The sequence below is a fragment of the Comamonas sp. GB3 AK4-5 genome, assembly GCF_041320665.1.
Lineage (GTDB): Bacteria > Pseudomonadota > Gammaproteobacteria > Burkholderiales > Burkholderiaceae_C > Comamonas.
Map to the genome: position 1 here is coordinate 4,623,042 of NZ_CP166730.1, position 12,885 is coordinate 4,635,926.

The following is a 12,885-nucleotide window of genomic DNA, read 5'->3' on the forward strand; positions in this document are numbered from 1 at the left end:
CAAATAATAAAAAACGTGTCAAAAAATCGGCCGCGATTGCGGCCGATTTTTATGGTTTTAGCTGCATTTAAAACTTCATATCCGCCCGCACCCACCAGGTACGCCCCGGCTCGTTGATGCGTGTATTTCCGGGGAAGCCAAAGCCGGAATTACCCACCAGGTTCAAGTGCTCTGCATAGGCCTTGTCGAACAGGTTGTCCACGCCCATCAGCAGCTTCCACTGGTGGTTCACGCGGTAGCTGGCGTTGAGCGACAGCACGCCAAAACCGCTGCTTGCGCCCATGTCCTTGCCCACCACATTGCCCTGGTTCAGCGCATAGCGGTGCTGGGGCGCGACCAGGCGCCACAGCGCGCCTGCGGTCCAGGGGCCCTGGGCATAATAGTCCAGGCCCAGACGCAGCTCGGCCGGCGGGGTTTGGGGCAAGGGGCGGCCGTCGCTTCGGTTATCTCCCCAGGTGGTGGCCAGCGTGGCCTGTGCCGTCCACGCTGGGGTGAGCTTGTAGTTACCACCCAGCTCGAAGCCAGCCGTGCGTGCATCCACATTGCGCACGGCAGAGCCCATGCCCATGTAGTCGAACAGCATGTAGTCACGCACATAGCCCAGATAGCCCGAGGCCCAGGCCTGCCAGCCCTGGCCCTTCCATTGCGCGCCCACGTCCAGCTGGGTGGTTTTTTCGGGCTGCAGCGTGGTGAAGGCGTTGCCCTTGTTGGCCGTACTGTTGCCAGGCGAGATCAGCTCCCAGTAGTCCGGAAAGCGCTGCACATGGCCCAGGCCGGCGTAGACCGTGGTGCTTTGGGTGAGTTGCTGCTCCCAGCGCACAAAGCCGCTGGGCATGGCGTTTTTGCTGCGTTCGTTGTCGGCAGCAATGGGGCTGACGCCGCCGTAGCCGGTGGCATAGCGCCAGGCCTGGGCCTTATCCAGCCGCAGGCCGCCCACCCAGCGCGTCTGCGCACTGGCCTGCCAGCCCAGCTCGGCAAACCAGCCGAAGTTGGCGAACTTGGCATTGCGTTCCCAGTCCTTGTTGGCGTAGGAGTCTGCGGGCGTGCCCTTGCGCATGTCATGCGGGCTGTACTGGCCGTCAAAGCCTGTGACCAGCTGCCAGCCTGCGCCCGGCTCCAAGGTCGCGGCCACGCGGCCGCCGGTGGTGGTGCGACGCACGCTGCTGGCCATGCCACCCGCCATCATGCCGGTGGTGGGCGGGGTGCGCAGCGTGAAGTTGTCCATCACATGGTCGGCCTTGTTGCTGTAGACCTGGGCCTCCAGCTTGGTCAGCCAGGGGGTGAGGTGTTTTTTCTCCGCACGCAGGCCCCAGCTGTCGCGGCGGAACTGGCTGCCATCCATGCCGCGGCCGCCATAGCGGGCCCAGCCATCGCCAGCGCCGGCGCTCAGCTCCAGCAAGGTATTGGCGTCGGGCGTCCAGCCCAGGGCCACATCGGTATTCCATTTGTCATAGGCCGAGGGCACGCGCTGGCCACGGCCGTCGCGGTAGTCCTGGCTGTGGGAATGGTTGGCCGTGGCACGCAGATAGACCTGGTTGTTGCCCACCTCCAGCGTGGCGGTCTGGTCGTTGCGGCCATGGCCGCCGCCCAGCAGGCTGGCCTCCAGCCTGGCACCGGGCTCGGTGAATTCGGGCGGCAGCCGGTCAAAACGCACCACGCCGGCCGAGGCGCCCGGGCCCCAGACCACGGTCTGCGGGCCTTTGACCACGGTGAGCTGGTCAAAGGTTTCGGGCGAGATATAGGAGCTGGGTGAATCCATGCGCCCGGGGCAGGCCCCCTGCAGCTGGGTGCCATTGGTGAGCAGTGGCAGACGCGAGCCGAACTGGCCGCGAAACACCGGATCGCTGTTGGAGCCGCCGCTGCGAATGGCCGAGAAGCCGGGAATGGTCTTGAGGTAGTCGGCCGCATCGCTGGCCGGGATGGGCTGGCGCGGCTGCTTGGGGTCGGTCACCACCTGTACGGGCGAATGGTCATGCACGGCGGTGACCACCACCTCTTGCAAGGTATCGCTGGCGGCGGCATCGGCCGTGCTGGCGGCTTGCGCTGCGACCGGCAGCAGCAGGCTGGCGGCACAGGCCAGGGCCATGGGGGAGAAAGCAAAAGGCAGGGGCGGCAGGGCGATATGGCCCGCGCGCGCAAAGGCGAGAAAGGGGTAAGACATGCGAAGTTCCACGACTCCAGCCCATGTTCACAGGCAGGGCCGCATGCGGCCGCGCCCCATGGACATGGGCGAGGAGCTAATCAAAAAGTGATGAGTGAAGCGCGCAGCCGCAGGGGCTGGGCGCTGTCAGGCGTGGAACCTGGCAGGGGGGCCGCGCGGGGGCAGCGGCGCTGCCGCCTGCAGGGCGGGTGGGAAATAGGCAGGCGCCAGCCAGACCGGGCCATGCACGGGCCGAGGCGGCTTGTAGACCTGCAGCGCCACCGTGGCCGGGGGGCTGAGGGCGATACACAGCAAACAGTCCGGGTCCTGATGGCTGTGGGAGGAAGCGGGAGCATCGCCATGCGCGCCGGCATGAGCACCGGGCGAAGGCGCTGCGGCGGGCGTGTTTGGCGTGGCTTGGCCGTCGACCAAGCCCAAGGGCTGGGCCGCATCGTCCATCACCGTGCAGATATCGTGCTGCACGGCCAGCTCCATGGCGGCCTCTGGTGTCGTCGCAGCCGCCTCTGGCCAGGGCATGACGCGCACGCGCACGCCCGCCAGCATGGCCACCAGCCACAGCATGGCGCACAGCGCGAGCACCCAGCGGCCCAGGCGGCGATTGCGACGGATCAACTCCAACATGGGCGGGGATTATGGTGCTGCCTGCCACACCCACTTCCTGCGTTGGCGCAAAAAATGGCGCCGACACCGTGGCTGCGCTGCGACAATCGCCCCATGTCTGCAGACTCCTACAACACCGAACTGGCCGCCGGCAATGCCCTGGTGCAACAAGCCCAGGCCGTGGCCACCACCGACTTTGCACAGGCCCGCGGGCTGTGGCAGCGGGCAGGCCAGCATTTCCACCGCGCCCACCAGGCCGACCGCGACCAGCCCGAAGCCGCTTTCCGCCTGGCCCAGGCCTGGATGGCCGAGGCCTATGCCCTGCAAAAAGAAGACTCGCCCAACGCCCTGGTGATGTGGAGCAATGCCGCCGCCCAGTGCGAGCTGGCCTTTGACCTGGACAGCGAGAACGCCCGCATCGCCATGACGGCCGCCAGCTGCCACCACTTTGCCGGCGAGATGGACGCAGCCAGTGCCTGGAAGCGCATTGGCGAGCATCTGCTGCCCGGGGACGCCAACGCAGCACATGGCCAGCCACACACCGAGAACGATGGCGACTGAGCCCGTCCACGTACCCCCCAAAAAACAAGAGCAGCCACTGCTTATGCAGGGCTGCTCTTGCTATTTAAACCCTCTCAAAACCAGGCTGTATCAGCAATAGAAGCTATGGTTTTGATGGTGACCGCAGGCTGCCTCAGCGCGCTGCCGCATAGGCCTTTTTGAGCTGGGCCACATTGCGCAACATGGCCGTAGGGCCGGCGCTGCCCATCAAATACCAGCCCTTGGGGTCGAGAAACACCACCTGGTTTTTTTGCCCGGCCGGCGTGCCGCGGACCTGGGCGTTGTCGAACACCTGGGTGGACGGAACGATGGCGCCGCCGCCCGGGGCCGAGCCGGTGGCGGTGTTGCGGTCGATCACATAAATCCACTGCGGCTGCAGCTTGGCCAGATCGTCAAAGCCAAAGGCCGGACCACCGCGCGCCGGCACATCCTTGGCCGTCAGCAGCGACGGGGCGCCGAACACATCAAACAAAAAGCCAAAGCGCGCCCCCGGTGCCTGGGGCATGATTTTTTCATTGATGGCCATCAGCAGCACACCAGGCGCCGCCTTGCCGGCCACGGCCCGCAACGCCCCAACCTCCTGTTGCACCTGGGCCATCAGCGCCTGGCCCTGGGCCTGCTTGCCATACAGGCCCGCCAGCGCCGTCACATTGCGCTCCATATCCGCCAGCATCTGCTGGGGATTGACCGTGAAATCCAGCGTGGGGGCGATCTTGCTCAGCAGCTCGAACTTGCCAGCCGAGCGGCCACCGACGATGACCAGATCCGGCCGGATGCGACTCAAGGCCTCGTAGTCAGGCTCAAACAGCGAACCCGCCACGGTGTAGCGGGCATCGGCATAGCCGCTCAGATAGTCCGGCCACTGCAGCTTGGGTACGCCCGCAACGGGGATGCCCAGGGCCTGCATGGCGTCCAACGCCCCCAGGTCATACACCACCACGCGCAGCGGCTTGGCGGGGACTTGGGTCACGCCGCGGGCGTGCGCTACCGCAATGGTCTGGGACGGGCCCGCCCAGGCTGCTGGTGCCAGCGTGCACATGCTGGCCACGGCACAAGCCAACCAATGGCGACGCGATGAGAAGAGGGAGATAGAGGGCATCTGCTTTTCCATGAAGTTGACAATTAACAACTTCTTGCTCGCATCTGAAGTCATCAAACTTCATTTTTCGATGAAATAACAACGAAACAAGAACAAGAATAATTATCAATCGTACATCATGTTGCTAGAATTAAATAAGAATGATTCCCGTTAGCAATTTACTGATTGTCCGTTGATGTCCAGCTCTCCAACTTTCCGCCTCTTTGCCCTTTCTGCCATCGCCTTGGCAGCCCACAGCGCCGTGACGGCCCAAACCAGCACAGACCAGGTGCTGAGCGAAACCACGGTTCGCGCCACTGCGGAGGAAGAGCTCAAGCAAGCGCTGGGGGTGTCTGTCATCACCCAGGAAGAGCTGACCGAGCGCGCACCGGCCAACGATATTTCCGAGCTGGTGCGCACCATGCCCGGCGTCAACCTGACTGGTAACTCCGCCTCGGGCCAATACGGCAACAACCGCCAGATCGACCTGCGCGGCATGGGCCCGGAAAACACGCTGATCCTGATCGATGGCAAGCCTGTGCAATCGCGCAATGGCGCCAAGATGGGCCGCAGCGGTGAGCGTGACACCCGTGGTGACTCCAACTGGGTGCCGGTGGAAGCCATCGAGCGCATCGAAGTCATCCGTGGCCCTGCGGCCGCACGCTACGGCTCGGGCGCAGCAGGTGGCGTGGTGAACATCATCACCAAAAAGCCCTCTGGCAAGCTACAGGGCTCGGTCACCGTCTATGGCAAGTTCCAGGAAGACGGCAACGAGGGCGACACCAAGCGCAGCAGCTTCAATCTGTCTGGCCCGCTGGCAGAGAACTTCTCTTTCCGCCTGTTTGGCAATGTCGCCAAGACCGATGCCGACAGCCCTGACCTGAACCGCACGTCCAGCACCACTTCGCAAATTGCCCCGGCAGGCCGCGAAGGCGTGCGCAACAAGGACATCAACGCCATGCTGCGCTGGGATCTGACGCCCCGCCAGGTGCTGGAACTGGAGCTGGGAGCCAGCCGCCAGACCAATATCTACACCGGCGAGACCCCGGTCAGCATCGACGCGAATGCCCCCATCCGTGAATCCATGATGGGCAAGGAAACCAACCGCACCAACCGCAACACTGTGGGCCTGAACCACCGTGGCACCTGGGATTGGGGTACATCGCGTCTGCTGTTCCAGTATGAAAACACGCGCCGTTGGCAAAACCCGGTGGGCCTGGCGGGTGGTCCGGAAGGCTCCATCACCGATGCTACGGACAAGGTGTCATCCAAGCTGGGCAACTACTTTCTGACGGGTGAGATCAACACCCCGTTCAAATTGGGCAGCACCTCGCACATGCTCACCAGCGGCTTTGAGTACCGCAACGAGAAGCTCGATGACGCAGCGGCCATGGGCCAGGGCACGGGTACGGGTGGCAACAACATCGGCGGCCTGACCGGTGGCTCTGGCGTGCGCAGCGGCAAGTCCGATGCCCAGACTTTTGCCCTGTTCGTGGAAGACAACTTCGAGCTGGTGCGCAATCTGATCGTGACACCGGGCATGCGCTTCGACCACCACAGCCAGTCGGGCAACAACTGGAGCCCCAGTCTGAACACCACCTACCATGTGAATGACAACTGGCAGCTCAAGGGCGGCATTGCACGGGCCTTCAAGGCGCCCAACCTCTACCAGACCAATATCAACTACCTGTATTACACGCGTGGCAATGGCTGCCCGATCAATTCGCCCAACATGGGCTCTGGCTGCTACATCGTCGGCAACCCCGATCTGAAGGCCGAAACCAGCATCAACAAAGAGCTGGGCGTGGCCTATACCAACCACAACGGTCTGGATGCCAGCCTGAGCTACTTCCAGAACGACTACAAGAACAAGATTTACTCGGAGATGAGCGAGGGCGCTCCCGTGGTGGTCGGCACCTCGCAGGTGTTTCAGTGGATGAACGCCAGCAAGGCCATCGTCAAGGGCTTTGAAGGTAATCTGACCTTGCCGCTGGATGGCAAGGATGGCCGCAGCCTGAAGCTGGTGAACAACTTCACCTACATGCTGAAGAACCACAACAAGAGCAATGACCAGCCACTGTCCGTGATTCCCAAGTACACCGTGAACTCCACCCTGGACTGGAAGGTCAACGCCGTGCTCTCGGCCCAGCTGAATGCCACCTTCTACGGCCGCCAGGAGCCTCGCACCATCCAGTCCGGTGGCGCGGCCTCCACCGGCAACCAGCTGCAGCCACTGAGCTCGTATGCCTTGTTCGGCATTGGCGCGCAATACCAGCTCGCCAAGGACTATTCGCTGAACTTTGGCATCACCAACCTGGCCGACAAGCGCCTGTACCGCGAGTCCAACAGCTCGGGCGCTGGTGCAGCGTCGTACAACGAATTGGGCCGCGCCTACTATGTGTCGCTGACGGGCCGCTTCTGATGCTCATCTGCTGACCCGCATCTGCTGACCCGCAGCGGTGCAGGTGGAGCACAAGCCCGAAGCCATCCTTCGGGCTTTTTTGCGCCTGGCTGCGCCCCATCACCCCGCCTTGCGACAGGGCGCCAGCATGTCCAGCTCCGGCTTGTAGGTGGGGCTGTGCACGTCCAGCATGCCCAGCACGGTGTGGAAGTAGTTGTCGTGGGTGTAGGCCTTGTCGATGCTGGCGCGCGCGCACTGCTCGTCCATGCCGGTACGGGCCTGCAGGCTACCGGGCCACAACACCCAGGGCACATGCTTTTGTGCCTGGGGCGCAATGGCATAGGGCATGCCATGCAGGTACAGCCCGTTCTCACCCAGCGATTCGCCATGGTCGGAAACATAGAGCAGTGATGTGGCGTACTGGTCCTGCTGCGTCTTGAGCCAGTCGATCACGCGACCCACAAAGCGGTCGGTCTCGCGCATGCTGTTGTCGTAGACATTGATCAGCTCGGTGTGGCTGCAGTCGGAGGTGACCTGTGTCGTGCATTCGGGCTGAAAGGTCTTGTTCTGCGCGCTCGAGCGGCGGTAGTAGGCCGGGCCGTGGCTACCCATCTGGTGCAGCACCAGCACCGCACCTTGGTGGCGCGCGGCTTCGGGCAGGGCCTGCAGTCGCTGGTCCAGCTGGTCCACCATCAACTGGTCCAGGCATTCGCCGTCCTTGCACCACTGGCGCAGCGCCTGGGGTGTGGCAATGGCGTCCGCCTGTGCATGGGGCACGCGGTCGCATACGCCCTTGCAGCCGGACTGGTTTTCCAGCCACTCCACGCCCAAGCCTGCGGCCTGCAGCACATCCAGCAAATTGCCGTACTCGAATTTGCGGCGCTCGTAGCCCGCCTTGCCCAGCGACGAGAACATGCAGGGCACGGATGCCTGCGTGTTGGTGCCGCAGGACTGCACCTGGCGCCAGCTGATGACCTGGTGTGCCTCCATCTCGGGCGTGGTGTCGCGCGGGTAGCCGTTCAGACCGAAATGGTCGGCCCGCGCGGTCTCGCCCACCACCAGCACCAGCAGCGGCGGTTTGGTTGCCGCATTGGCATAGCTCGCGCCCAGCAGTGCGCCTGCCGTGATGGGCTGGAACGGCCGCTGCGGCTGCAGCAAGGGCTTGATGGTGACGCTGGCGAATGACACCACGCTGGCCAGCGGGTTGATCTGGTAGCGGATTTCCGTGTGGTTGCGCAGCAGCGGCGCCAGCTCCCGGTACATGCCCATGGCACCGCCCACCAGAAGGCCCAGGCAGGCCAGCAGCACCAGGGCAGAACAGCCCCAGGACTTCCGCGCCGACTCTTCCTTGAAGCGCAGGCCCCGGTACAGCCACAGCAGCGGCAGGCCGGCCAGCACCAGGACATGGCCCACCAGGGTCATGCTGAACAGCGCCAGGCCTTCGGTGAAATTGGTTTGCAGCACGTTGTGGGCCATGCTGCTGTCCATCACCATGCCATAGCGCAGCATGTAGTACTGCACCACGGCAGCCACCACCAGCGTCAGACTCCACATGGGCCGGCGCAGCCGTGGCCAGGACCAGAGCATGAACCACAGGTAGGTAGCGCAGGCAACCAGCACCGCGATCACGGTGCGGCGCAGCAGCCAGGGATCGGAGAAGTCCGGCAGACCCGCCAGCTTGTGCCACAGGGCCTGGTTCAGCGCCACGGTGCACCAAAGCGACAGCAGCACGGCCACGGTGCGCGGTGCCAGCACAGGCTGCGGCCAGGTGCGCAGCAGATGCGATAGGAAGTCAGGGACAGCACGGCCGGGCGTGCGGGGCATGGAAGTCTGCATGGGCCGCGAAGTTAGGCCCCGCAACTGAACTTGCAGTGAACCCCATGTTCAGCTTTCGTTCAGGTGCAGGTCTGCGCCAGACTCCCTACACTTGGGGTTTTACGCCGTTACTGCCCTGCCCCATGCGTATTTTGTTGGTCGAAGACGATCCCGTCCTGGCCCATGCGGTCCTGGACTATCTCCAAAGCAAGCAATTCCAGGTGGACCTGGCTCCCGATCTGCGCGCGGCCCGCGCCCTGGTGGCCGTCACCCACTACGCCACGATCTTGCTGGACCTGAACCTGCCCGACGGCGAAGGCCTGGAGCTGCTGGGCTCCATCCCCGCACGCAAGGACCCGCCCACCATCGTGGTGGTGACGGCCCGCGACCAGGTCAGCGACCGCATTCGCGGCCTGGATTCGGGTGCCGACGACTACCTGGTCAAGCCCTATGACCCCGAAGAGCTGCTGGCGCGGCTGCGCGCCATCGAGCGCCGCCGCAGCGCCCAGGCCAGCCCCGTGCTGGTGCGCGGTGTGGTCAGCATCGATCTGGCACGCGAAACCGTGAAGGTGCAGCAGTTGCCCGTGGTGCTGACGCCCAAGGAATGGGCCTTGCTGCGTGTGATGGCCAGCCGCCCGGAGCAGACCTTCACCCGCGAACGCCTGCAAGAAGCCCTCTACCAATGGGACCAGACCTCGGACAGCAACACGCTGGAGGTCTTCATCAGCCGGCTGCGCCGCAAGCTGGGCAGCGAGCTGATCCAGACCGTGCGCGGCACCGGATACCGACTGGCTACGGCATGACGCCCACGACAGCACCCCAAGCCCTGCCCACCAGCCTTGCCCACCGCCTGACCAAACCCCTGGTGGTGGCCGTGGTCACGGTCTGGGCGCTCAGCACGGCCATGGTGGTCTGGTATGTGGACGCACAGATCCAGCGCAACTTCGACACCGAGCTGGTGGAAAGTGCCTACCGCCAGCTCTATCCGGCCCTGCTGGATGTGGCCCATGCCCGCAGCCTTGGCAAGCAACCGGAGCTGCGCACCATCACCATGGGTGAGGTGCCGGGCGATGGCCATCCGGAGCCCTTGCTGCTGCAGCTGCGCGACCAGCAAGGCCATGTGCTGCTGCGCTCGCGCGGAGCTCCCATGGCCCCGTTTGATGCGCCCTTGCGCGAAGGCTTTCACAACTCTATAGAACACCGCATCTACACCCTCTACACCTCGCAGGAGCAGGTGTGGCTGCAGCTGGCCGACCCGCTGGCAGAGCGCTCCGAGGCCAGCCGCCGCACCCTGACCGGCCTGGTGTTGGTGCTGCTGCTGATGCTGCCCGTATTGGGCTGGTTGATCCACCGCATCGCCCGCAATGAGTTGCGCAGCGTGCAATGGCTGCAGCAGCAAATCACCGACCGCAGCAGCAACAACCTGGAGCCGCTGTCACTGCAAGGCCTGCCGCGCGAGCTGCACCAGGTGGGCGAAGGTGTGAACCAACTCATGCACCGCTTGCACGAGGCCCTGGATGTGGAGCGCGCCCTGGCCGCCAATGCCGCCCATGAGCTGCGCACGCCCCTGGCCTCCGTGCGGCTGCGCCTGCACCTGGCACTGGACCATGCCCGCCAGCAAGAAAGCGAGCACATCACTGTGGCGGAGGCCCAGGCCGCGCTGTCCGCACTGGAGACCCTCAGCCACCGCACCGAACGGCTGTTGCAGCTGTCACGCGCCGAATCCGACAGCGCAGCGCGCCAGCACCGCATCGACCTCGTTCAGCTCTCCAGCACCATGGCCCAGGAGTTTTGGCAGCAACCCCGCGCCCAGCGCCGCCTGGACTGGGAGGCCCCGGCATCGGCCACCCCGGTCTGGGTGCAAGGCGATATGGACACCCTGGCCATTGCCTTGCGCAACCTGGTGGACAACGCCCTGACCTATTCCAGCGGCGAGGTGACGCTGGCCGTCACCACCGAGCCCCCGGCCCTGGTCGTGCGCGACCAGGGACCAGGCCTGGACAGCACACAGCAAACGCAGATGCTGCAACGCCATGTGCGCGCCGACACCCAGCACATAGGCTATGGCCTGGGTATGTCCATTGTGCGCAGCATTGCCGACAAGCATGGGGCGCAGCTGACCCTGGTGTCACCAGTGCCCGGCCAGACCCGCGGGCTGGAAGTGCGCTTGGTTTTCTCAGAGGTTTCCCCCGAGGTCATTGTTCCAGCCGAAGCACCCTCGGCCACCTGAACGCCATGGCGCTGCGCGCGCCCCTTACGCTCCGCTGTCGCCCCATCGGGGGGCAGGCACCAAAGCGGCCCCAGGCAATTCCCTTCAGCGTGCGGTACCGCTCACAGCCCATGAAACTGGCGCGCGCCCTGTCAGAGACAGCGAGCAAGGGCCGCCCCGCCGCGAAGCTGTCGTCCCCCGGGGGGGGAGGGCGCCGAAGGCGACTCAGGGGGGCTCAGAGGCAGCTCAGGTCCGCAGCAAATGGGTCAGCGTGAACAGCAGCAGGCCAATGGCGCCCCCCACCAGGGTGCCGTTGATGCGTATGAACTGCAGGTCCTTGCCCATATGGTGCTCCACCAGGGCCGACAGCTCCTGTGCATCCCAGCGCTGCACGGTCTCGCGGATATGGCGGGCAATGAACTCCGACACCTCGGGTGCCAGCGCCTGGGCCCACCCCTCCAGCCGCGTATTCATGGAGGCGCGCAGGGCCGCATCCTGCGCCAGCGCCTGGCCCAAACCCCGGCCCATGCCCGCCAGCTTGCGCGCAATGTGAGAGTTGGGGTTGGCCAGATCGGCCTCCAGCCGCTGGCGCATACGGCCCCACATCTCGCGCAGATAGGCCGCCAGCTTCTCGTCATGCAGCAGGTAGTGGCGCAGTTGCTCGGCCCGCTGTGCGTAGTCCGGATCTTGCTGCAGCCGGGTGATCAAGCGCTGCACCGCACCATCGAAGGCCTCGCGCATGCGGTGCTGCGGGTTGTGGGCAATGTCATGGAGCAGGCTTTCCAGCGCATCGGCCACCAGCTCTGCGCCCTTGTCACCCAGCCAGTCTGTGGGCAGCAGCTTTTCCTTCACCGGGTGCTCGCGTTTGAGCCATTGCACAATCGACTCGGCCACCAGATGGTGGGTATCGGTCTGCCGCAGCACGCCGCTGATGCGGCGCAGCACATCGTCCAGCACCGCCTGGTGACGGCCATCCTGGGTCAGTGCCTGCAGCACCGAGGCCATAGAGCGAGCGAAGTCCACCTGCGCCAGCACACCGCGCAGCGCTTGCGTCAGCAAGCGCTCCACCTGGCGGTCCTGCACCATTTCCAGCCCGGCCAATGCCAGGCGCGCCAGCTGCCGCCCCAGCAACGGGCTGTTGCCCGGGGCGCCCAACCAGTCCGCCAGCGACTGGGCAGCATCATGGCGGCGCAGCAGCGCCACCAAGGAAACAGGGTCCAGAAACCGGTCGCGCACAAACACCGCAAGGTTCTCGCCGATGCGGTCCTTGTTGCGCGGGATGATGGCCGTGTGCCGCTGCACCCAGGGAATGGGAATGCGGCGAAACAGCGCCGACACCGCAAACCAGTCGGCCAACGCCCCCACCATGGCGGCTTCTGCCACGGCCTGCAGGCACTGCACGGCCAAGGTCTGTGCCAGAAAGTGGGTGGCAATGAACACTGCCGTCACCAGCAGCAGCAGCCCCAGCGCCAGGCGCTTGGAGCGGGTCAGAGCGGAAGCAGTGGAGGACATGACATTCAGCCTAGCATGGCCCTGCCCGTTTTCCATGGCGCTGTGCAGCACCCTGCAGCGCCCTGCAACCTGCACATGGCACATAGCCGCCGGCACCAAAGGCGACCCAGGGGGTTACTTCAAAATCCCGGACAATCCGGGCATTCCCATTTTTTGCCAGCTACACACCATGAGCGACACCCGCCCCACTCTGCCCGATCACCTGTCCATCGACCCACGCAGCCCCCACCATGTGGCCGCGATTTTTGAACACGACATCGGCATCCGCTTCAACGGCAAGGAACGCTTTGATGTGGAGGAATACTGCATCAGCGAAGGCTGGGTGAAAGTGCCCGCCGGCAAGACCGTGGACCGCCGTGGCTACCCGCTGCTGATCAAGCTCAAGGGCCTGGTTGAGGTGTTCTACAAGTAAACCGGCCCCTGCATTCAAAGCCTGTGGTGAAAGGGTCGCCACAGGCTTTTCCGTTTCTGCCCATACCGGTGTCTTGTCTGTGTTTTGCAACGCGCAACACAAATACTCATGCGATTGATAACAATTATCAACATCC

At 64.5% G+C, this 12,885-nt stretch carries 10 protein-coding genes; 5 read left to right on the forward strand and 5 right to left on the reverse strand.

What is annotated here, in order from left to right; genetic code table 11:
• Positions 1-67: 67 nt before the first annotated feature.
• The gene (locus tag ACA027_RS20500; protein ID WP_370682644.1) at positions 68-2,086 is read right to left on the reverse strand and encodes a TonB-dependent copper receptor; all 2,019 of its coding nucleotides are present in this window, start codon (positions 2,084-2,086) and stop codon (positions 68-70) included.
• Positions 2,087-2,287: 201 nt separating this feature from the next.
• Positions 2,288-2,782: a hypothetical protein gene (locus tag ACA027_RS20505; RefSeq protein ID WP_370680031.1), complete on the reverse strand. Its 495-nt coding sequence runs from the start codon at positions 2,780-2,782 to the stop codon at positions 2,288-2,290.
• 93 nt (positions 2,783-2,875) lie between these two features.
• Here ACA027_RS20505 and ACA027_RS20510 point away from each other — a divergent pair, with 93 nt between their 5' ends.
• Positions 2,876-3,322, forward strand: coding sequence for a hypothetical protein (locus tag ACA027_RS20510; RefSeq protein ID WP_370680032.1), 447 nt, complete (start codon positions 2,876-2,878; stop codon positions 3,320-3,322).
• 133 nt (positions 3,323-3,455) lie between these two features.
• On the opposite strand, the gene ACA027_RS20515 is transcribed toward ACA027_RS20510, so the two are convergent.
• A complete protein-coding gene (locus ACA027_RS20515; protein ID WP_370680033.1) occupies positions 3,456-4,421 on the reverse strand; it encodes a siderophore ABC transporter substrate-binding protein in 966 nt (321 codons plus the stop codon).
• A 175-nt stretch (positions 4,422-4,596) separates the two neighbouring features.
• Between ACA027_RS20515 and ACA027_RS20520 the strand changes: the two genes are divergently transcribed.
• Positions 4,597-6,822, forward strand: a complete 2,226-nt coding sequence (locus ACA027_RS20520; protein ID WP_370680034.1) for a FepA family TonB-dependent siderophore receptor — start codon at positions 4,597-4,599, stop codon at positions 6,820-6,822.
• A gap of 99 nt (positions 6,823-6,921) precedes the next feature.
• Here ACA027_RS20520 and ACA027_RS20525 read toward each other — a convergent pair whose 3' ends face one another.
• Positions 6,922-8,625, reverse strand: a complete 1,704-nt coding sequence (locus tag ACA027_RS20525; protein ID WP_370680035.1) for a phosphoethanolamine transferase — start codon at positions 8,623-8,625, stop codon at positions 6,922-6,924.
• Positions 8,626-8,759: 134 nt separating this feature from the next.
• On the opposite strand from ACA027_RS20525, the gene ACA027_RS20530 reads away from it, so the two are divergent.
• Both ACA027_RS20530 and ACA027_RS20535 read left to right on the forward strand, forming a co-directional pair.
• Positions 8,760-9,419 carry a response regulator gene (locus tag ACA027_RS20530; protein ID WP_370680036.1) on the forward strand — a complete coding sequence of 220 codons (660 nt, stop codon included), beginning with the start codon at positions 8,760-8,762 and terminating at the stop codon, positions 9,417-9,419.
• Positions 9,416-10,846 carry an ATP-binding protein gene (locus ACA027_RS20535; RefSeq protein WP_370680037.1) on the forward strand — a complete coding sequence of 477 codons (1,431 nt, stop codon included), beginning with the start codon at positions 9,416-9,418 and terminating at the stop codon, positions 10,844-10,846. The genes ACA027_RS20530 and ACA027_RS20535 overlap by 4 nt, the downstream gene beginning before the upstream one ends.
• A 225-nt stretch (positions 10,847-11,071) precedes the next feature.
• On the opposite strand, the gene ACA027_RS20540 is transcribed toward ACA027_RS20535, so the two are convergent.
• The gene (locus ACA027_RS20540) at positions 11,072-12,337 is read right to left on the reverse strand and encodes a DUF445 domain-containing protein (protein ID WP_370680038.1); all 1,266 of its coding nucleotides are present in this window, start codon (positions 12,335-12,337) and stop codon (positions 11,072-11,074) included.
• A 169-nt stretch (positions 12,338-12,506) separates the two neighbouring features.
• Between ACA027_RS20540 and ACA027_RS20545 the strand changes: the two genes are divergently transcribed.
• The gene (locus tag ACA027_RS20545) at positions 12,507-12,749 is read left to right on the forward strand and encodes a DUF3297 family protein (protein ID WP_370680039.1); all 243 of its coding nucleotides are present in this window, start codon (positions 12,507-12,509) and stop codon (positions 12,747-12,749) included.
• Positions 12,750-12,885 lie beyond the last annotated feature (136 nt).

Excerpts from the sequence above, each read along its gene's own strand:
- ACA027_RS20515 (WP_370680033.1), bottom strand. The coding sequence starts at position 4,421 with ATGCCCTCTATCTCCCTCTTCTCATCGCGTCGCCATTGGTTGGCTTGT.
- ACA027_RS20505 (WP_370680031.1), bottom strand. The coding sequence starts at position 2,782 with ATGTTGGAGTTGATCCGTCGCAATCGCCGCCTGGGCCGCTGGGTGCTC.
- ACA027_RS20520 (WP_370680034.1), top strand. The coding sequence starts at position 4,597 with ATGTCCAGCTCTCCAACTTTCCGCCTCTTTGCCCTTTCTGCCATCGCC.
- ACA027_RS20525 (WP_370680035.1), bottom strand. The coding sequence starts at position 8,625 with ATGCCCCGCACGCCCGGCCGTGCTGTCCCTGACTTCCTATCGCATCTG.
- ACA027_RS20545 (WP_370680039.1), top strand. The coding sequence starts at position 12,507 with ATGAGCGACACCCGCCCCACTCTGCCCGATCACCTGTCCATCGACCCA.
- ACA027_RS20540 (WP_370680038.1), bottom strand. The coding sequence starts at position 12,337 with ATGTCCTCCACTGCTTCCGCTCTGACCCGCTCCAAGCGCCTGGCGCTG.
- ACA027_RS20535 (WP_370680037.1), top strand. The coding sequence starts at position 9,416 with ATGACGCCCACGACAGCACCCCAAGCCCTGCCCACCAGCCTTGCCCAC.
- ACA027_RS20510 (WP_370680032.1), top strand. The coding sequence starts at position 2,876 with ATGTCTGCAGACTCCTACAACACCGAACTGGCCGCCGGCAATGCCCTG.
- ACA027_RS20500 (WP_370682644.1), bottom strand. The coding sequence starts at position 2,086 with ATGGCCCTGGCCTGTGCCGCCAGCCTGCTGCTGCCGGTCGCAGCGCAA.
- ACA027_RS20530 (WP_370680036.1), top strand. The coding sequence starts at position 8,760 with ATGCGTATTTTGTTGGTCGAAGACGATCCCGTCCTGGCCCATGCGGTC.